The sequence below is a fragment of the Megasphaera sp. UBA4382 genome (assembly GCF_002391155.1).
Classification (GTDB): domain Bacteria; phylum Bacillota; class Negativicutes; order Veillonellales; family Megasphaeraceae; genus Megasphaera; species Megasphaera hexanoica.
The window spans coordinates 28,467-48,708 of record NZ_DGRS01000080.1 but is presented as its reverse complement, the minus strand read 5'-3'; the positions used below and the strand labels follow the sequence as shown (position 1 = coordinate 48,708).

General features: G+C 50.8%; 15 protein-coding genes. All 15 read right to left on the bottom strand.

The window, feature by feature from the left end:
• Window positions 1–11: 11 nt before the first annotated feature.
• The gene (locus tag B4H10_RS09545; protein ID WP_292018734.1) at window positions 12–617 is read right to left on the bottom strand and encodes a hypothetical protein; all 606 of its coding nucleotides are present in this window, start codon (window positions 615–617) and stop codon (window positions 12–14) included.
• Window positions 618–764: 147 nt separating this feature from the next.
• Window positions 765–1,403, bottom strand: a complete 639-nt coding sequence (locus B4H10_RS09540; RefSeq protein ID WP_150825001.1) for a sigma-70 family RNA polymerase sigma factor — start codon at window positions 1,401–1,403, stop codon at window positions 765–767.
• A gap of 12 nt (window positions 1,404–1,415) precedes the next feature.
• Entirely contained in the window at window positions 1,416–5,711 is a 4,296-nt protein-coding gene (locus tag B4H10_RS09535; RefSeq protein WP_292018733.1) for a translocation/assembly module TamB domain-containing protein, read from the bottom strand.
• 158 nt (window positions 5,712–5,869) lie between these two features.
• Complete coding sequence (locus tag B4H10_RS09530; protein ID WP_292018732.1) at window positions 5,870–7,474, bottom strand: TolC family protein; 1,605 nt, start codon at window positions 7,472–7,474, stop codon at window positions 5,870–5,872.
• Window positions 7,475–7,521: 47 nt separating this feature from the next.
• Entirely contained in the window at window positions 7,522–8,766 is a 1,245-nt protein-coding gene (locus B4H10_RS09525) for an MlaD family protein (protein WP_292018731.1), read from the bottom strand.
• A complete protein-coding gene (locus B4H10_RS09520; RefSeq protein WP_059075537.1) occupies window positions 8,763–9,515 on the bottom strand; it encodes an ABC transporter ATP-binding protein in 753 nt (250 codons plus the stop codon). The genes B4H10_RS09525 and B4H10_RS09520 overlap by 4 nt, the downstream gene beginning before the upstream one ends.
• An 11-nt stretch (window positions 9,516–9,526) precedes the next feature.
• Window positions 9,527–10,291, bottom strand: a complete 765-nt coding sequence (locus tag B4H10_RS09515) for an MlaE family ABC transporter permease (RefSeq protein WP_075581467.1) — start codon at window positions 10,289–10,291, stop codon at window positions 9,527–9,529.
• A gap of 257 nt (window positions 10,292–10,548) precedes the next feature.
• Window positions 10,549–12,510: a SpoIVB peptidase S55 domain-containing protein gene (locus B4H10_RS09510; RefSeq protein ID WP_292018730.1), complete on the bottom strand. Its 1,962-nt coding sequence runs from the start codon at window positions 12,508–12,510 to the stop codon at window positions 10,549–10,551.
• Window positions 12,511–12,520: 10 nt separating this feature from the next.
• The gene (locus B4H10_RS09505) at window positions 12,521–12,814 is read right to left on the bottom strand and encodes a biotin/lipoyl-containing protein (RefSeq protein ID WP_292018729.1); all 294 of its coding nucleotides are present in this window, start codon (window positions 12,812–12,814) and stop codon (window positions 12,521–12,523) included.
• A gap of 13 nt (window positions 12,815–12,827) precedes the next feature.
• Window positions 12,828–13,910, bottom strand: a complete 1,083-nt coding sequence (locus B4H10_RS09500) for a rod shape-determining protein (RefSeq protein WP_369814255.1) — start codon at window positions 13,908–13,910, stop codon at window positions 12,828–12,830.
• Window positions 13,903–15,165, bottom strand: coding sequence for a UDP-N-acetylglucosamine 1-carboxyvinyltransferase (murA, locus tag B4H10_RS09495; protein WP_292018728.1), 1,263 nt, complete (start codon window positions 15,163–15,165; stop codon window positions 13,903–13,905). The genes B4H10_RS09500 and murA overlap by 8 nt, the downstream gene beginning before the upstream one ends.
• Before the next feature lie 284 nt (window positions 15,166–15,449).
• The gene (gene glpX / locus B4H10_RS09490; protein ID WP_075581469.1) at window positions 15,450–16,415 is read right to left on the bottom strand and encodes a class II fructose-bisphosphatase; all 966 of its coding nucleotides are present in this window, start codon (window positions 16,413–16,415) and stop codon (window positions 15,450–15,452) included.
• Window positions 16,416–16,636: 221 nt separating this feature from the next.
• A complete protein-coding gene (serS, locus tag B4H10_RS09485; protein WP_059075531.1) occupies window positions 16,637–17,923 on the bottom strand; it encodes a serine--tRNA ligase in 1,287 nt (428 codons plus the stop codon).
• A gap of 46 nt (window positions 17,924–17,969) precedes the next feature.
• Complete coding sequence (locus B4H10_RS09480; RefSeq protein WP_059075530.1) at window positions 17,970–18,614, bottom strand: histidine phosphatase family protein; 645 nt, start codon at window positions 18,612–18,614, stop codon at window positions 17,970–17,972.
• An 11-nt stretch (window positions 18,615–18,625) separates the two neighbouring features.
• Window positions 18,626–20,218 carry a phosphoglycerate dehydrogenase gene (gene serA / locus B4H10_RS09475; protein WP_292018727.1) on the bottom strand — a complete coding sequence of 531 codons (1,593 nt, stop codon included), beginning with the start codon at window positions 20,216–20,218 and terminating at the stop codon, window positions 18,626–18,628.
• Window positions 20,219–20,242 lie beyond the last annotated feature (24 nt).

The window sequence follows — 20,242 nt, the reverse complement described above, 5'->3', positions numbered from 1 at the left end:
ACCCTCCGTTGTCATTTCTTGGTTTCCGCACCGCGCAAACTATGACGCGCATCTTGTACGGCAGCCTGTATCTGCCGGTCCGATAAAACCTTTTTTTGTACAGGCTGTGTATATGGTACAGTCGCAGGTGGCGGTTCCGTTCTTTCCGTCTCCTGTCCTGTTTCCCCCTGTTGTACTGCCGGCAATACACCGGTATCATCTGTACTTGCAGGAACCGGTTGCACCGCCGGTATTTCTTCTACTGCCCTGTCTTCTGCCGTTACGATTGATTCCGGCTCAGCTGCAGGTTGTGAATCCGGCGCTGTCATCGTCGTCCGTGACGTATCCGCTGCCGTTTCGCCGCGGACAGGCCGGGTAAAATCAGCTGGCGGCCCTTCCGGACGTGTAAACTGCCAGATGCCCAGAGCCAGCGCCAAAGCAGTCAGGACTGCCGCCAGCCGGCGGATTTTACAGCCCATACCATGGTTTTTTCGAAGATTTTTCATCTCCGCTTCTGCCAGCATGAGATTCAGTTCCCCACGGACATCAGCTTTATTGTCAAAAGACTTTTCAGCCCGTTCCAGCCAGGCTCTGGCAGAACGGACACGCTCGGCCCGTTCATTATCTGATTTTGCCATACTGCGCAAGCTCCTTTCCCAGCATGTTTATAAAATCCTGAAAAAGACAGCCTCAACAAACAAGTAAATATGGGAAGAAGCCTATATCTATCTTGGAAATACTCATCGTTTCTCCCGTATTCTCCCGTTTATACCATATTTTCTTTTTTACTTCTCTTTGTTGTCATGAATAAACCGGCTCAGCATGCCTCTCACACGGCGGATTCCCCGTTTCTGCAGCCGGTATACATAAGGCAGGCTGACAGACAGGTCCTCGGCCAGGGATTTTTGCTGCTGATCTTTGAGATAGACGCCTTCCACGACGATCTGTTCCTTCTGAGGCAGACGCTGTAATGTCTGGGCTACGTGTTCAAACAGAATCTGCCGGCCTGTCCGGTCTGCCAGATCCTCCGCCCCGTCTGGCAACTGATCCCGCAGGGTAACGCCGTTTTCATCGGGTTCGTCGAGAGACAGGGAAGACCGTTTATTTTCCTTTTGGAGAAAATCCAGGATTTCCCCACGGATACGATGGACGGCAAAAATAGGAAAGGCCACATTGCGCCCGTAATCATACCGTTCCACCGCTTCAATCAGTCCCAGCGTTCCTTCCTGCAGGGCGTCCTGCAGAATATCCCCGGAAATGTGCCAACGCATCGCTTCCCGGAAAACCAGCGGCTGGTACTGTTCAATGAGCTGCCGCCGGCTCTCCTGGTCCCCCCGGTCTTTATATGCGCGCCAGAGTTCTCTTTCTTCTTCCGGAGCCAGAAGTTTTATCTGTTGTAATTCTTTTAAATATGTCTCCAGCAACTTCTGTCCCCCCTAATAGAAGCTGTATTTATACATGCCGCCAATAAAGGAATCATCTGCCGATTTCCAAGCGGCCACACCAAACTTACTTCCCAAATTATACTGCATACCTATGCGGTTGTCATCATGATTGAGGCCAAAAGCAGCTGTCAGCATGAAATCATTGAACAAATACTTGCCCATTTCTATATTATAATAATTATTTTCCACATCAGCTGTCTTGCTGTTGTAATCCAGTGACCCTGTCGTAATGTTGAGCATATCTAGATTCAGTGCCTTTTCCAGCGCCTGTGTAATCCCCAGACTGTTGAGCGTCATGCGGATGCCGCTCCCTATAAGTGTATTGACATCTTCACTATTAAGGGAACTGTCTTTTTTGCCACTGCTGTTCCTGAGCGTAATCAGGGAAAGAATCTGGGCCTTCGTAAGCGGCGGATTGGATCGCAGCATCAGGTCCATCGCATCGGCAGGACCGCGCAGATTGAGCAGGACATTGTACTGACCGACACGGGTATGACCTTCCACGTCCAGATAGGGGAGGAATGTATCGGGCTGATTAAATTCAGCTTTTGCCCGGGATACACGGAAATTCGTATCCAAATAGTGAATAGTCCCTCGGGAAGCTTCAAAGCCGCCCGTTCCATGGGGATGAGCCAGCGTGCCGCCAAAATGAGCCTTGCCATGCACCATCAGGTCGTAAAGCGCCCCATTATACAGCCGCACATCATCTCCCAGTGCGACCGTAATGTCGAGAGCGGCATCAAAATTGCTTTCCGTATCACTCAGGCTCAGGGGCAGATCCAGTGTCGTATCATCTATCGTAATAGTTCCAGACAGCAATGGCATGCCATCACCGGGCGAGACAGTCAGGTTTCCCGTCAGCGGTCCGGTAAAATACGGACAGACGACTCCCAGATGATCGAGTGCAAGCAATCCTTTGTACGACGTGACTTCCCATCCCCGCCAGGATGCATCTGCCTGTACCTGCAATTTTCCCGGATTTTTCGCCTTTGCCTTATCCATAACGGCAGAACCGGAAAACGCTGCTTTGCGTCCCGTAAATTGAAGCTGCCCCGTAATCCGTGTCAGCGGATTACGCACGGTCCGGATGGACAAAGAACCGTCATCGACACTCAACGTACCGTATACCTGTGGATCCGCAGCCGTACCTTTTAACTGCAGCGAACCATTCAGTCCACCCTGGGCTTCAGTAATAAGAGGCGTGACAAAAGTCAGTATATCCAGGCCGGCATGATCCAGTTTTACCATAACGTCCATAGATTCGTCTGTTTTTTCACCGGTCAGAGCCGCTACGGGAATCGTCCCGGAGGCGCTCGCCTTATACGGATCCTTCAGGATATATGCCTGATGGATCTTAATCATGCGGTCCCGCAGATTGAGCAGGGCATACATGCCAGTAAAGGAAATGCCATTGACCATGCCACTTCCGAGCTGCAGAGACACATCAGCACTGGGATGATCTCCTGTCCCGCTCAGATTAGCTGCAAAATCGACAGGCGCATCAATCTGGACATTCGTCTGTCCCGTTACCGCCGCCAACAGCCGGGCCGGGAAATGGTGGGCAGCAATCTGCATCTGTACCGGCCCATGAAGGGCATACGATCCCTGGGCAGCCAGCACGGCATCGCCGGACTTCAGGGTAAGTTCATGAATCTGTACGGCATTGTTTTCGTATTGGACATCAATACGGGCAGGTTCTACAGCTGCATCATCAATATATCCCTGGGTCAGAGTCCCGGTCAGACGTGCCCGGGGATCATCGGTTGTCCCATCGATAGCCAGCTGCCCTTCCAGACGCCCCTGTATGGACTGCAAGGGTGCTCCCGACAGTTTCAGGATACTGCCCAGATCCGCAGCCTGCACGCGGGCCCGCGCCATAATCCAGCCATTCGCCGGATTATACCCGCCACGCAGTTCATAAGTCCCTCCGTTCTGTTTAAAATGAAAATCGGTCAACCGGAAAATACCGCCGTAATAACCGAGGTTGCCCTGTATATCATCGAGGGCTATGCCATTAAAGGTCAGTGAGTCTGACTGGAGAGACCCTTCAAAGACAGGATTGTCCATCGTACCGCCAAGATGCCCTCTGACATTCATGATACCGGAACGCTGAGGCCCTTTTTGCGGTACCAGGCGGGCAATATCGAGATGGCTGCCGTCCAGGGTCAGATTCATATGCTGTCCCAGGTAACCGGCGACGCGGATAGATGCATCATAGGCTGTAATATCGCCGTTGGTGATATAGACAGTGCCATCCCGCAATGTATAATCGGCACTGACATTTTTGTACAAATAGCCATAAGCAGAGCCACTGGTCAGATGGAACGATCCCTGTGCCGAAGGCTGATCGAGACTGCCCGTCACGGTAATCGTATTATCGGCCCAGCCTGTAAGAGGAATATCTCCCCGTCCCAATGCTGGCAGCAGCCGTTCCAGACGCATATGCTGTGTCACAACCTGCAGATTCACCTGCCGGGTATCCAGATCAGCCATACCACTGGCTCTATGAGTCCCATCGTTGTAACGCCACACGACAGACGGTATCAGAATACGGCTTCCACTACCGGAAAGAGAGCCGTCGATACTATCAAAGTCCATCCCCTGTATACTGCCGTCGCGGGCATGGAAAATCAAATTCCAGTCCGGTCCGGAACCATATAGGTGTCCGGCAGCAGAAAAGGTGCCGGTCATAGGTACTGCTGCATATGCAGATGCCATATCAAGTGGCAGATTGTCTGCTGTAAAGGAAAGATCCGTCCGGGGCCCCTCCGTATCATACACGCCATGGACCCGGACTGTTCCTCCCTGCACGGAAGCAGTCAGCCCTGACAGAGACAGCAATCCATCAGCATAGATAAAGTCACCTTCCGCCTGATCTGCCTCGATGCCATTATAGGAAAAACCTGCCGCGCTGGCATGACCGGAAGCCTGGACTGTCCCCTGATTCTGATTGCCCGAAACGGTCAGGGAAGCCGACACCGTGCCCAGAACCGAAACAGGCAGCTGGCTTATTTCTTCGAGGTGGATGGAATCAGCATCGAGAGAGGCCTGAAAATCACCACTGGACAGGTTGTATGTTCCCGAACCTTCCAGATGGCCTCCAGCTGCATCAGCAGACAGATGGGATATATCAGCCTGACTGCCATCGCAAGAAAAGACAACTTCGCCATGATACAGTGTCGTTCCATCATAGGTCAGTTCTGGTACAGTCAGTGTTCCACTGCCGCGTATTTCACTGGCCGTTCCCCAGACGCTGCCCTTAAAGGCAGCCGTACCAGAAATGCCAGCTGGCAGCTTATCGGCAAAAGCAGCAAGATCGGCGCCGGGTACATCCACATCCAGATTGAATACAGGAACATCCCCATTGATGCGTACTTCACCTGAGGCGCTGATATCCTGTCCATTAATGCGGCCTTTCAGCCGGTCAATCCGGACGTTTTGTGAATTCAGCCGCACCGTTCCGCTGACCTGGTCATAGGAAAGGCCCGATGCCGTACCGGACAGATTATCTACAGAAGCCGTTCCCGACAGAGAATCCCCATTATGCGAGCGGGCATAACGGACCCGTATATCACGGAGCGCACCTTCTTCTACAGTCACATCCGTTCCAGACGGAATGAACGATGATGCATAAGATGCTTTAACAGCATCGCCACGAAGCAGGACATCGAATTCCCGCGATGAAGTATAATGACCGGAAGCCGTCAGCTTTTCTCCATCGACATACAGCGTCATATCTCCATAGATAGCCGGGTAGGACGTAAAATCGAGAGTCCCGTCACCCCCGCTGCCCGTAATCAGCGTGCCATCGGCCAGCCGTGCCCTGACAGCTCCATCGTGAAACCGCACAATTGCCCGGAATCCACTGTCCGCCTTTTCCTTCGATGTCTTAATAAGCGTCGCAACATTCCACGTATTATCAGACGGTTTCTGCCACACATGGACAACCGGCTGGAAAATATCCACCGTCTCTATAGCCGCAGCCGGATTACCATCAGGAAGGGATGCCACTATTTTCCAGGGATTGACAAAAATCTGTATATCCGAACCAGAAAGCACAGTACGTCCCTGCGTATCCCGGATAACCGGGTCCTGCAGCCTGACTCGGCCGGACAACGAAACATCCATAGCACTAAAGGTTAGTGTTCCGTTTATTTTATCATTCACTGTACTCGTCACTGTCTCAGAGAGTTTTTGCATCAATGCCGGCTTTTCCATCCACAGGGAAAAGAGTGCGGCAAAGAGGAATACAAAGACTGCACCGGATACAAGCCATTTTTTTCGCACGGTCGTCCTCCATTCCTATAAAAAAAGAAGAGAGAATCATAGGATTACAATTCTCTCTTCATTGTACATAAGCTATTCATTAAAATCAAGAAACAGATAGAAAGATTCAGTTTCCTTTTTTTTAACTTACTTTAAATTGTAACAAAAGGAGGTTCCCATCATTTCCCTGTCAGGGACGGATGGATGACACCGGAGCGGACATCGACGCCCATTGCCTGTTCCAGTTTGGCAATACCGACATTATAATCATACAATGCCTGGATATGGTTGACCTGGGCTTCGTTGAGGCTCAGCTGGGCATCGAGGACATCCAGGTTGATGCCAACACCAGCCTGATAGCGGATGTTCTGGATACGGTAATTTTCCTTCGCCTGATCGACGACAGCCGTCGTTTCTTCTACGCGCTGTGCCGCACTGCGGATATTGAGGTATGCCTGCTTGACTTCCAGCTGGACCGATTCCCGTGCCTTCTGTTCTGTTTCCCGGGCGGAAAGGAGTGTTTCCCTTGCTTTCTTGATTTTGGCATTAGTCGCGCCGCCATCCCATAAGCTCCAGGAAACGCCGCCACTTACACTCCAGTTATGATCATCAATACCGGGGAAATCATCATCCGACCAGCCACGGCCGGCACCGACAGATACGGTCGGCCTGTTGCCAGCCTGGGCAATACCAATACTGTTTTCTGCTTCCTGTACGGCAACGGCTGCCTGGAGGACTTCCGGACGATATTTCATGGCATAGTCAATGGCTTCCTGAAGGGAAATATCATACGTATCAAAAGGCAGCTGATGATCGGCCAGATTCAGTTTGGTCTGCAACGGCAGGCCGAGGATGTTATTCAGGTTTGATTCAGCAATAGCGACATTATTATCTGCCGTTACGGCCGTCGTCTTGGAGTTGGCCAGTGATACATTAGAAGACAAGACATCTACTTTCGCCTTGGTACCTACATTGTACTGGGCTGTTACATTATCTAAATGTCCCTGCAGATTATCGACGGCTTCATGGTATACATCACGCAGTTCCTGGTAAGCCAGAAGGGCATAATACCCTTCTACGGCAGAATACTTCGTCGCCTGCTGGACGCGGAGCATCTCTTCCTGGGCATTAGTCTTCCCCAACTTGGCATTGGCAATTTCGTTTTCTACCAGTCCGCCCGTATACAACGGGATGCTGACACTAAAACTGTTTTTAAAACTATTACCGATGACATCTCGTCCCATATTTTGTGACATAGCTCTGGCCCCACTCCAGGTATAGCCCACCTGGGGCATCTTGCCGGCCTTGGCTATGGCGATATCAAAGTCAGAACTGTTCAGGGCATAATGGGCCACCTTGATATCCCGGTTGTAATCGAGAGCCATCTGCACCGTTTTGGGCAGTGTCAGATCGACAGCCTGGTCGGAAGCGACCCGGCCGACGACAATGACGGGATCCGCTTCTCCTCTGGCAGCAGCTCTTTTAGCACTGGCTTCCATATCGGAACGGATTTTTTGTGCCAGCTCTTCCCGCAGCTGCGGTGTCACATCGGACGCACCGATAGCTCCTGCCGGGGTCACAGCAGCCTGGTTCTTTACCGTACGTGCTGCCTTTTTGCCGGTCCGGGAAACCTTCTGGCCAGCCATATTCCGGGCAGAATCAGTAACAGCTGCCTGTCCCAGATCGACGGGAACAACGGCTTCTTCTGCTGCCCATGCAGACACCGTCCCCAAGGTTGAAATCATCAGGGCAACAACAATTTTTTTATACAAGTTTTTGTCCATTACGGGTACCCCCATTGATCGAATTGCTATCTATTGCAGAATGTCTTTTAAAAGACATAGTCAATACCATAATAATTGCCACCGTCACTGCGGTTCATGGGCCGCGTGAACTGGCCAAAAAGAAACATGTTGTCTGTCAGGCGGTATTTCGCTTTCAAACGATACCGCCAGTCATCGGGATCATACCCCTCCAGGCTGAGTTGGAACGGTTTATCCTGAAAAAAATCCAGCCCCATTCCGAGCTCGCCGCGGATGAGGCCGGCCCGGACATCAAATCGGGGATGTCTGAACCCATACTGCAAATCCAGTTTCGTACCGTTACCTATATTCTCAGCCCCGAGAAGCCCGAATGTATGGTTCCGGTACACCTTAAAATTTACAGCGGCACCTGTTTCATTTTTACTCTCATTATATAAGACACTGGCATCGCCTTCTGTTTTGAATCCGCTTCCCCCACCGAGAACTTTATTTAGTTTCCCCGATATTTCCGCAGTATTATGAAGCGTTTTCTGCAAATCTTTCTGGCTCTGCTCATCAGTCGTAATTTTCTGTACGGCCAGCGCTGTCTGCTCAAAACTATCCGTAATGCGCTTCATATTAGCCGCCGTATCGCGGACGTTAGCCGAAATAGCTCCATCGCTGTTCATAGCAGCCAGCTGGGCCGCAGCGGCATCCAGAGAAGCTGTTACCGACGCCATATGTGCTGTCATTTCCTGGATATTGCCGGCATTGGCATCCATCAGGCCATTGACCCGTCCGGTTATGCCTTCTATATTCTGAAATGTCCCGCGCATCGCTTTTTGCGTGTCCGGGTGTCCGATGACGCTATTAATGTTATTAATCATATCATTGGCACTGGCCACCAACTTACCTGTACTTTCCATCATATCATCCATGGTCTTGCCGTCATTGCCGTTCAGATATTCCCCGTCAGCGATGAGCTGTGTCGAATCCTTGCCCGGCGTAATGGAAATAATCTTTTCCCCCAGCAGGCCGTCCGTCGTTATTGCCAGTTTCGATCCTTTAGGAATTTCCGTACCCTTATCGATCTTCATGGCAACGTCTACGCCGTTTTTAGAAGGAGTCACATCGGTAACTTTACCGACATGAACACCGACATAGCGGACTGAATTTCCCTTCTGCAAGCCATTGGCATCGCGGAATACGGCATGAATAACGTAGCCTGGTTTGCCAAATATTTCTGCATGAGCCAGATTGATGACCACATAGGTAAAGACCAGTACGCCAATAATGGTTACCAGGCCGACTTTTGCTTCTGCACTCCATTTCATGGCGCACACCTCCCCTCCTGACGCATCAGACCACCGTTGATAAATCGTTGAATGTGTTCATCCGGCGAATCCCGGAACGTATCCTTGTCTGCAATAAGCCGGAAAACGCCGTTTTCCAGATAAGCCAGCCGGTCTGCAACGAAGAAAGCCGATTCCATATCATGGGTAACGATAACAGATGTCGTATGAAGCTGGCTTTGTGTCGTCACAATCAGCCTGTTGATATCCATACTGCGCAGCGGATCCAGACCTGCCGTCGGTTCATCATACAATATGACCCGGGGCTCCAGTGCAATGGCCCGTGCCAGACTGACTCTTTTTTTCATGCCGCCCGACAAATCGTTCGGCATCATATCTTCTACGTGATCCAGCCCGACGAGATGTAATTTTTCCCGGACAATTTTCCGGATTTCTTCTTCCGGGAGTTTACGATGCTGCCGGAGGCCAAATGCCACATTCTCCCCGACACTCATGGAATCAAATAAGGCTGAATACTGAAAAACCATGCCCATGTGGAGCCGTACCTGATCCATCTCATCTTCCGTAAAACCTGTAATATCCTGACCGTCTATAAAAATATGACCGCCTGACGGTTTCTGAAGACCGATAATCAGACGAAGTATGGTACTCTTGCCTGAACCACTGGCACCCAGTATCCCCAGTGTTTCTCCATCGCGGATATCCAGATTGATGTGATTCAGAATGACCCGTGATCCATACGCCACGGTAATATCCTGTAAACGGATCATATGCCAGACTCCTAATACAAAATAATAGACAGCAGATAATTGCAGATAAAAATAAAAATAATCGATGTAACGACCGAACGCGTTGTCGCCTGTCCGACTCCTTCTGCCCCGCTTTTGGCCGTCATGCCTTCATGACAGGCCACAAGGGCGATGATGCCTCCAAAGAACATGGCTTTAATAAGGCCGTAAACAACGTCGGATACTTCCGTAAACATTTCAATGGAGTTCATGTACGTAAAATGTGTCAGGCCGGCGCTGAGAATCGCGACAGCATATCCACCGGCCGTGCCGATGATATACCCATAAAAGGCCAGCAGCGGTACCATAGTGATACAGGCGGCAAAGCGGGGTACGACCAGATAAGCAACGGGATTGACGGCCATGCACCGCAGGGCATCAATCTGCTCCGTAACTTTCATAGTTCCCAGTTCGGCTGTCATGGCTGCCCCTACACGGCCGGCTACGACAACGCCGGTCAGAATCGGCCCCAGTTCGCGGCCCATAGCGACAGACATAATGCCTCCCAATGTAGACTGGGCACCATAGCGCAACAGGATATCGACAATCTGCAACGTCATGACCATGCCGGCAAACAGCAAAGTCAGGCTGACAATTGGCAGGGAATTGACACCGAGATGAGCCATCTGGGCAATCGTAAGCTTCCGTTGTATTTTAGGCAGCTGACGCAGCGTTTCCAGGAATAAGAGGGACAGCACGCCTACTTTTTCAAAAATATGCAGTGTAAACGATCCTATCCGTTCTAATATTCCCTGCACAGGCGCACCTCCTCTTTTTCAGTCAGCGTACGTATTGTTACTATACCATTAATGTGGGGAGCCTGCTACACGCGGGCTGCCAATTGTTAGAAAACTGTGAGAAAACTCAGATTTCCTTTTCAGTTTTCTACAAGTATGATAATACCATGTTATGCATCAAATATCAAGGTTGAACGTGTTCAAATATCATTTTTATTACGCTGAATGAACAAGAAAAGCAGCTGCATGTCTTATACACAGTACAGCTGCTTTTCTGTTCATCGGGAAAGGAAAATGCTTTTCTTATCTTCTCCTGATGACTTATCTTTATCCTGATTATTCCCCTTATCCTGTTCTACCGTCTTATCACTGTGCTCCGCTGTCTGGGCAGCATCTTCCGTTTCGGCACTCATGACAGCCTTGCCGGAACGCAATGTGTGATGACCGGCCAGGAATTTATCCCGTTTTTCCGGACTGACGATTTTAATGGTAATCTGGCCGTCACCTTTTACGATATACGGTGTTGGCAGTGACGATTTTTTGTCCTCATCGTTGTCTTCATGTAGTCCTTTTTTCTTGGGCTGAAGCACATCTTTCGGATTTTCCCGGGGTTCTTTGGCCTGCAGTTTGACTTTGGCCGTCTTCTTGCTGTCATCATCGATCATGCTGACGTTCTGGTCAAGGATTTCAATGACCAGATCATTATTGGCATCTTCCTTTTCTATAGCCTTTTTCAGATCAGCAAAATCTTTATAATGACGCAGCCGATCAATAATTTCATCGGTCAGATTATAGCGCTGTTTTTCAATCAGATAGGGCAGGGGAATAACGCCACCGCCACGTACTTCCAGCACCATATCGCCATACGGCTGGTCCTTGGGAACGGTAAAAGTCATGGTTTTGACTTCATCAGCCCCCCGGTAGGGATGAAGAGTAATTTTGAAATAAATCGTATCACCCGGACTGGCCACTACCGGTGCTGCCGTGGCATCAATGATCCGTGCCTGCTTACGCGCCTGGGAATAATCGGCATTGACCGTAATATCCAGAACGGGATAATCGATGAATTCGTTATGCTTTAAAATGTCGAGGACATTATATAATTCATCAATACTCTTTTCATTGATATTATCTTCCGAATAGTACATATTGTGCCGGGTAATATCCTTGTCCCGGCCATTGGATGACCGGATTGTATAATTCAGGGTCACCGTACCGCCGCCCATACGATCTATGGTCTTATTGGCCGTATTATACACGGTCGTCGCGGCCAGGACCGGTGTCAGTTCATTATCTTCTACGATTTTGACCCGTTTCAAGTTGGCTGCCGCCGTGTCAAGGTCACGTACGTGAATGACGACGGGGATTCCCGGTGCCAGTCGGTAATTCCCGGCAATGCCGGCACCGCGGTCCTGGTCAATCCGTCCGATTTCCGCTCCTACCGATCCAAGCTTGAACGAACTGGCCATATTATTGACAATCGTAAAAATATAGGCATTATGCATGAAATAATTAATACTGCCCTTTTTCAGGAAGGGATGACCAAAGGCGACGATATGATCTTTATCGACATAGGTAACCGTCCCGATAGCACCGAGTTTCATATCGCCATTGACGAACGCAGCCGCCACGGAACTTCCCGCTTCCAGGGGCATCGCCTGGCTGTCTTCTGCCGCCGTAGCCGTATCGACGGGCATAAACTGGTACTGGGGCAGTTTATTCTTCATCCAGTCCATCGATGCCATATCGAATCCGCTGGCCATAAGTGGTGTATTGACGGGAATCAATGACGATTCCCGGGCGTTAAATGGCCGGATTTCTTCCCGCACGGGCACATTCCAGAGCTTGACCATATCTTCTATCGGGGTGATCATACCCACTTTGGAATTGGTAAAAGACCAGCCATATGCAACTGCCCCCAGCAGTCTGCCATCGACGTACACGGGGCTGCCGCTCATTCCCTGGGCGATACCGCCGGTCTGTTCGATGAGCGGACCGGAAAAGCGAGCCAGGATCAGGTCACCAGAAGGGCCGCTGTTTTTCATGACACCCAGGATTTCTACAGGAAATGTTTCGATTTGCGTACCTCTGGCTACGGTCTTGGCATATCCCGTCATCCCCGGCCGGACATCACTGACAGGCATAAATTGTTCTGCATATACAGAAAAGGAAACGGCACAACAGAGAACCGCCAAACAGGCTTTTCCCGCCAGGTGCCGTAATTTACGTAATCGTTTCATAATCTCCTTCTTATTTTTCTTCTACTACAACGACGACCGTACCCGGGGCTACTGTCCCGCCCGTTTTGACTTTTACTTCCTTGACGGTGCCGCTGCTATCTGCCCGGGCAGCCGCCATGGGACCAGCCAGGGAATCAACGGTCAGGAGGACATCGCCTTCACGGACATCAGTTCCCACAGAAACGACACTGGCCACGGTACCTCCGATAACGGCCGTATAAGGAATATCTGCAGCCAGTACAGGTGCTGCCATTAGTGTACTCATAATGCACAGGGGAAGCAGTACTGTTTTCTTCAGTAACATGACACTCACTCCTTTATAAATCATCAAAGCTATCTTTCAGGCGGCTCATTTCATTCAGCGATTTTCCAGCCCCGTTTGCTACGCACAATAACGGATCATCACAGAGAAACGCTGCCATGCCCGTAGTCTGGGAAATCAGCCGGTCCATGCCATCCAGCAGGAGACCGCCTCCGGTGAGGACGATGCCATGGTCGGCAATATCGGCGGCCAGTTCGGGAGGCGTTTTTTCCAGGATGGTGACAATAGCACGCAATATGGATTCAATCGGTTCTGACAGTGCTTTTCGTATTTCCTGGGAATCGATATCGACCATGGCCGGGAGCCCCGTTTCCGTACTGCGTCCCCGCACATCGGCAGTCAGCTGCCGCCCGTCCGGCAGAGCTGTACCGATGAGGATTTTCAGCTCTTCTGCCGTATGCTGGCCGATGGTAATATGCTTGATTTTTTCAAGATAGCGGATAATGGCTTCATCAAAAGTATTGCTGCCAATACGCAGAGATTCGCTGATAACGATTCCGCTCAGACTGAGTACAGCCACGTCGGTCGTGCCGCCGCCCATATCGACCACCATGGATCCATTGGAACTGGCTACATCCAGTCCGGCCCCGATAGCAGCGGCCAGCGGTTCTTCCATGACGACGGTTTTACGAGCACCGGCCTGCATAGCCGCTTCGATAACGGCTCTTTTTTCTACATTAGTCGCTCCTGAAGGAACACAGATAATGATCCGCGGTTTAAAAAACAAGGATTTGCCAATAGCTCTGCGGATAAAATACCGCAGCATGTATTCGGTCGCATCGTAATCAGCAATGACGCCCCGGCTGAGGGGGTGATACGCCTGAATATGCTTTGGTGTCCGCCCCAGCATGGCCTGCGCTTCTTTGCCAATAGCTACGACACGATGACTGTTCGTATCAAGGGCAATGACAGCCGGTTCATTGACGACAATACCTTTTTTCCTGACGTATACAATGATATTGGTCGTACCCAGATCAATGGCAATATCACTGCCAAACCAGTTTGCCAGGAAAAAAGAATGGGATGAATGACCCGCTTTAGCCGGCGTTCCTTTTTTTCGCTTCTTTTTTTTAGTCAATATTGACCCGAACAATGTCTGCACCTAACCTTTGTAACTTCTGGACCAGGTTATCATACCCCCGGTCTATATGATATAAATATCCGACTTTTGTTTCCCCTTCTGCTACCAGGCCAGCCAATACCAGTGCTGCACCGGCGCGCAGATCCGTCGCATTGACATCAGCCCCTTTGAGATGCGGGACGCCTTCGACGATGGCACTGCGGCCTTCTATGCGGATTTTGGCTCCCATGCGCTTGAATTCATCGACATGCATAAAGCGGTTTTCAAATACCGTTTCCGTAATGACACTTGTTCCCTGGCAAATAGTCGTAAGTGCCATGAACTGGGCCTGCATATCCGTAGGAAATCCCGGATACGGCAGTGTCTTGATATCGGCCGGCCGCAACGGTTTATGGCCAATGACGCGGATGCCGTCTATATCTTCTTCGACCGTGGCCCCTACTTCTTTCAGCTTGGCTACGAGAGGCTTAAGATGTTCCGACAGCGCATTTTCCACATATACATTGCCGCCGGTCATAGCGGCCCCTACCATAAACGTGCCCGCTTCAATGCGGTCGGGAATAACCGAATGATTTGCCCCGTGCAATTCTTTTACCCCTTCGATACGGATGACATTGGTGCCGGCGCCGCGGATATTGGCTCCCATACTGTTCAGATAGGTAGCCAGATCGACGATTTCCGGTTCTTCAGCCGCATTTTCCAGTATCGTACGGCCTTCGGCCAGGGATGCCGCCATTAAGACGTTTTCTGTCGCACCGACACTGGGGAAATCCAGATAGATTTGGGCCCCCTTCAGGCCATTTTCCACACTGGCTTCGATATCCCCATTTTCCAGGTTAATGACTGCCCCCATGGCTTCAAAGGCCTTCAGATGCAGGTCAATCGGCCGGGCGCCGATGGAACAGCCCCCGGGCAGAGAAATTTTAGCATGTCCTTTGCGTGCCAGCAGTGGTCCCATGACGAGGAACGAAGCGCGCATGCGCCGCACGAGGTCGTACGGCGCCGATGTGGAAGTCAGATGACTGGCATCGATGACCAGCGTACCCGCCTGGGACTGGTCTATGTGTACGCCCAATGAAGTAATAACTTCACAAACCGTATGAACATCGTCGAGTTTCGGTATTTCTGTAAGTACACTTTGTGTCGTCCCCAGCATGGATGCGACAATAATAGGCAGCACAGCATTTTTAGCTCCGCTGACGCGAACAGTCCCTTCTAAGGGTTTTCCACCATGAATAACAAGTTTCTCCAATTCTGGTGCCTCCTAAACAGATTGCAAGTATATAGACGTGACAGCCGGGCAGGCCATCTATTTTTAGTTGATTCACTATCAAAATATTGTATCATAAAAGGAATAAATCTGAAAGGGGGGATATGCAGACTGTTTATAAAACCTGTCTTTATCGTATATACCTGTCTCCTGCAGCACATCAGCTCAGGCCGGCTGCCTTTGATTAAGACAGTCTGACACCTGAGCTGATCAGATATAACTGCTCTATCCTATAGCACGGGGATTGTCATTTTTCTATTTCTGTACTACTTTCTTACACTCCAGTGGGAAGAAGCGTTGAGCCGGTGTACCGTATCAATGAAGCGGATGGTACCTGTCTTGTAACGCATGACGACTGACATCGTGCGGGCGCCACCCCCAAAATACCGCACGCCCTGCATAAGCGGCGTAGGCGTTACTGCCGTAGCGGCAAAGAAACAGTCATCTCCCCGCACCAGATCCGATAGCGTCAGGATCCGCTTGAAATCATGGATTCCCAGCTCTTCTCCCTTCTGCCGCTCCCGTTCCGTATACGGTATGAGACGGGCCTGCATATCGCCGCCCAGGCAGCGCAGAGCCGCCGCAGCCAGCACGCCTTCACGGGCACCGCCAATACCCATCAGTACATGCGTACCCGAGCCTTCAATAGCCGCATCAGCCGCTGCTGTCACATCACCATCATGAATCAGGCGGATGCGGGCCCCGGCAATCCGGCATTCACGAATCAGGTCCTGATGGCGCTGCCGGTCGAGGATGGCTACGGTCACATCGTCAATGCTCCGTTCCAGACCTTCGGCAATATGGCGCAGATTTTCCTGTACGGACTGATTCAGATCGATACGACCCAGGGCACGCGGGCCGACACAGATTTTTTCCATATACATATCGGGAACGCGCAGAATATCTCCCCGGCCGGCCATGGCCAGTACGGATACGGCACCTGGCTGTCCCTGCGCGACCAGCCGCTGTCCGTCCAGTGACGCTACGGCGATGTCAACAGGAACCGTTCCCCTGCCGATTTCTTCTCCGTCAAACAACACCTGCCCGTCGGCCATATATCCTTCACCAATGACGACGTGGCCATTAACCGGCGCAGCAGTCAGTTCCTGATGCATCCCCGCCACTGCCAGGTGATGAGCTGCCCCGCCATCGCCAATTCCCATCATACGTCCGGCCCGCACGGCTGCTTCTTCCGTAGCCCGTACTAATTCCAGTGTCAATACTCTATCCATCCCTCATCCCTCCTATGCGAAGAAATCACTGTATCCAAATACACAGCACACGTTTTTATATTATAATAAATAATTCGACAAATATCGGGAAAATTCCTGCCGGCCCGTGACGTTGAAAGTAAGCGTCACGACGAAAAAAACTGCCTCATGAAGCACAGGCTGCTTCATGAGGCAGTTTCCGGTCACGGCATCAGAGCCCGGCCACCGGCCGTCTTTTGAAATTATTTCTGCTTAGTGATGACATCACAATGCATGTATGGGCGAAGCACTTCCGGAACGACAACAGAGCCATCGGCCTGCTGATAGTTTTCCAGAATAGCTGCAACTGTACGGCCTACGGCCAGGCCGGAACCATTCAGAGTATGGACGTATTCCGGTTTTGCTTTTGGCGAACGGCGGAAGCGGATGTTGGCGCGCCGTGCCTGGAAATCTTCCGTATTAGAGCAGGAAGAAATTTCGCGGTATTTGCCCTGGGCCGGGAACCACACTTCCACGTCGTAAGTCTTGGCAGCGGAGAAACCGATATCGCCGGTACACAACGTAACGACATGATAGGGCAGACCCAGTGCTTTCAGGATATCTTCTGCGTTATTGGTCAGTTTTTCCAATTCATCATAACTTGTTTCCGGTGTCGTATACTTAACCATTTCAACTTTATGGAACTGATGCTGGCGGATGAGGCCCCGCGTATCACGACCGGCAGAACCAGCTTCGGCACGGAAACACGGCGTCAGTGCCGTGAAATATACAGGCAGCTTGGCCCCATCGATGATTTCACCGCGGTAATAGTTGGTCAGGGGAACTTCGGCCGTTGGGATCATGTACATTTCTTCCCCTTCTACATTCAGGCGGTACATATCTTCATAGAATTTCGGCAACTGGCCTGTACCCGTCATGGATTCACGATTTACGATATACGGCGGGATGACTTCTGTATAGCCGTCTTTCTGTGTATGCTGGTCCAGCATGAAATTATAGACGGCCCGTTCCAACCGTGCACCGGCACCGATATAATAGTAGAAACGCGCACCTGTAACTTTGGCAGCTCGTTCCGAATCGAGGATGCCCAGGTTTTCCCCTACATCCCAGTGATTGAGCGGCTGGAAATCAAAGGTCGGCAGCTGTCCCCATTTGCGGACTTCCGGATTTTCACTGTCATCCTTGCCGACGGGAACAGAGGGATGGCACATGTTCGGTATCATGAGCTGAATGGAAAGCATATCAGCTTCCACTTTCTTTACCTCTTTATCGAGAGCATCGATATCATCACCGAGTTTTTTCATAGCGGCGATTTTATCGTCAGCATTTTCCTTATTCCGTTTCAGCTGGCTGATTTCCTTCGTGACCGTATTGCGTTCATTCTTCATGGCTTCGACGCGCTGCAGCAGATCACGGCGCTGTCCGTCCAGAACAACAAAGGCATCGACATCGGCCGCTTTCGTATGACGGTTCTTGATGTTTTCCTTAACTTCTTCCGCATGTTCACGGATAAATTTCGTATCTAACATGGTAATCTTCTTCCTTCCTGTATAGTCATCCTATTCATTATACACGTTAAAGTCCTTTTTGTTCAATACCGCTGTACAGATACCCCATATGATTCGTGGAATTGAGCAACACGAGACGCCATACGCCATTCTGGTATTCCAGGACATTGATGCATGTATTATCCTGTTTGATTTGCCAGAAATGACTCATATCGAGACCGAGAAGGTCACAGATGATGGCCTTATTGACGGCATCATGGGCTGCGACGAGAACCGTTTTGCCGTCGTATTTCCGGGCATAGTCGTCGAAGGCACTGCGGGCGCGGCGCCGTACATCGTCCAGATTTTCGCCGCCAGCACCCGGCATGGTCACTTTTTCCGGCTGTGTGTGCCAGAGATGGAATGCTTCGGGATACTGGGCTTCGATTTCATCAGCCAGCCGGCCTTCCCAGTCTCCGTGATTGATTTCCAGCAGCCGGTCATCTTTGGCAACGGGGAGATGATGAAGTTCAGCACAGAAAGAACAGGTCTGATAAGACCGTTCCAACGGACTGGAAATACACAGGTCGATGGGAATATGGCGCAGTCCTTCGGCCAGCATGTGTCCCTGCTCTAATCCCCGCGGACTGAGATGGGTATCTTCCTGCCCCTGATAGCGCCCTTCTATATTCCATTCCGTTTCTCCATGGCGTACAAGTATAATGCGTATCATGAGTGCCCTCCTTAGTGGGTATCGACATGAATGAGTTTCATGTCCAGAATTCCTTCAATGCCGCGCAATTTCAGCATAATATCATTAGGGATATCATCCTGCACGGCAATAGCCATAATATTCGTTCCTTCTTTGGTCATCTTGGCCAGCTGCATCCCCGTAATATTAATATGAGCCTGTCCCAGAATAGTAGAAATCTGCCCGATCATATTCGGCTGATCGATGTGAGGCGCCAGGAGCAGGTATCCTTCGGGCGTGAAATCCAGGCGATATTCATCAATCTGCACGATTTTCGCTTCCTGATGATTGAATAACGTCCCCACCAGTGAATGTTCCCCCTTATTCGTCTTGATAGTAACGGTGACGGAATCTGTAAAATATCCCTTGTCCTGTGTCTTAATTTCTTTGACCGAAATATGACGCGTCCGTGCTACATCAGGAGCATTGACAAAATTGACCGATTCCTGCAGAATCGGGTTCAATGCTCCTTTGAGAACCGCTGTCGTCAAAAGGCCTGTTTCCGTCTTGGCCAGTTCGCCCGAATATTCCACCCGGATTTCTTTCATAGGCCCTTCGGACAGATAGACGCCGATAATGCCCATGCGTTCCATAAGGTCGAAATACGGCTGGATGGTGAGATATACATTTTTAGGCAGTGGCGCCATATTGACTGCCGTCGGTACCGGTTCTCCATTGAGAGCGGCAATGACCCCTTCCGCCACGTCTACAGAAACACCGATCTGCGCTTCTACTGTCGAAGCACCAAGATGCGGCGTGATGACCACGTTGTCCAATCCCTTGAAGGGATTGATATCTTCTGTAAGCGGTTCCGTCGGAAATACATCGATAGCAGCGCCGGCTACATGACCGCTCTTGATGGCATCGGCCAGGGCATTGATATCCAGCACGGCCCCACGAGACACATTGATGACCCGCACGCCGTCTTTCATCTTGGCGATTTCTTCTGCGCCGATCATGCCCCGTGTCTCTTTCGTCAGCGGAGTATGCATCGTAATATAATCGGAACGTTTGAGCAGCGTATCAAGATCGACCGGTTCCACGCCGAGCTGTTCAAACCGTTCGTCCGGAATATACGGGTCATATCCGATGGTGTGCATTTCCATGGCCTGCATCCGCTTGGCAATACGCGAGCCGATACGGCCGACGCCGATGATGCCGATGGTCTTATTCTGAAGCTGGATACCCGTAAACCGTTCCCGGTCCCATTCGCCAGCCATAAGCGAATTATGTGCCTGCGGAATATGACGGGTAATCGCCATAATCATGGCACAGGTGTGTTCCGTTGCGGCAATCGTATTGGCCGTCGGCGCATTGACGACGATGATGCCCCGGGCAGTTGCCGCCTTGATATCAATACTGTCAACACCGACACCGGCCCGGCCGATGACTTTCAGTTTCTTGCCGGCGGCAATGACCTTTGCCGTAACGTGCGTCATAGACCGTGTCACCATGCCATCGTATTCACCGATGCAGTCGATCAGTCCCTGTTCATCGAGATTCGTTTTGACATCCACTTCATACCCATGCCGACGGAGCAGTTCTACCCCTTTTTCCGATACGTCATCGCTTACGAGAATTTTCATTGTATATACCCTCCTTGGTCTGAT

What these genes read in the sequence shown, in the direction of transcription:
- B4H10_RS09545 (WP_292018734.1), bottom strand. Translation starts at nt 617, where the DNA reads ATGGCAAAATCAGATAATGAACGGGCCGAGCGTGTCCGTTCTGCCAGA.
- B4H10_RS09530 (WP_292018732.1), bottom strand. Translation starts at nt 7,474, where the DNA reads ATGGACAAAAACTTGTATAAAAAAATTGTTGTTGCCCTGATGATTTCA.
- B4H10_RS09525 (WP_292018731.1), bottom strand. Translation starts at nt 8,766, where the DNA reads ATGAAATGGAGTGCAGAAGCAAAAGTCGGCCTGGTAACCATTATTGGC.
- B4H10_RS09520 (WP_059075537.1), bottom strand. Translation starts at nt 9,515, where the DNA reads ATGATCCGTTTACAGGATATTACCGTGGCGTATGGATCACGGGTCATT.
- B4H10_RS09510 (WP_292018730.1), bottom strand. Translation starts at nt 12,510, where the DNA reads ATGAAACGATTACGTAAATTACGGCACCTGGCGGGAAAAGCCTGTTTG.
- B4H10_RS09505 (WP_292018729.1), bottom strand. Translation starts at nt 12,814, where the DNA reads ATGTTACTGAAGAAAACAGTACTGCTTCCCCTGTGCATTATGAGTACA.
- glpX (WP_075581469.1), bottom strand. Translation starts at nt 16,415, where the DNA reads ATGGATAGAGTATTGACACTGGAATTAGTACGGGCTACGGAAGAAGCA.
- serS (WP_059075531.1), bottom strand. Translation starts at nt 17,923, where the DNA reads ATGTTAGATACGAAATTTATCCGTGAACATGCGGAAGAAGTTAAGGAA.
- B4H10_RS09480 (WP_059075530.1), bottom strand. Translation starts at nt 18,614, where the DNA reads ATGATACGCATTATACTTGTACGCCATGGAGAAACGGAATGGAATATA.
- serA (WP_292018727.1), bottom strand. Translation starts at nt 20,218, where the DNA reads ATGAAAATTCTCGTAAGCGATGACGTATCGGAAAAAGGGGTAGAACTG.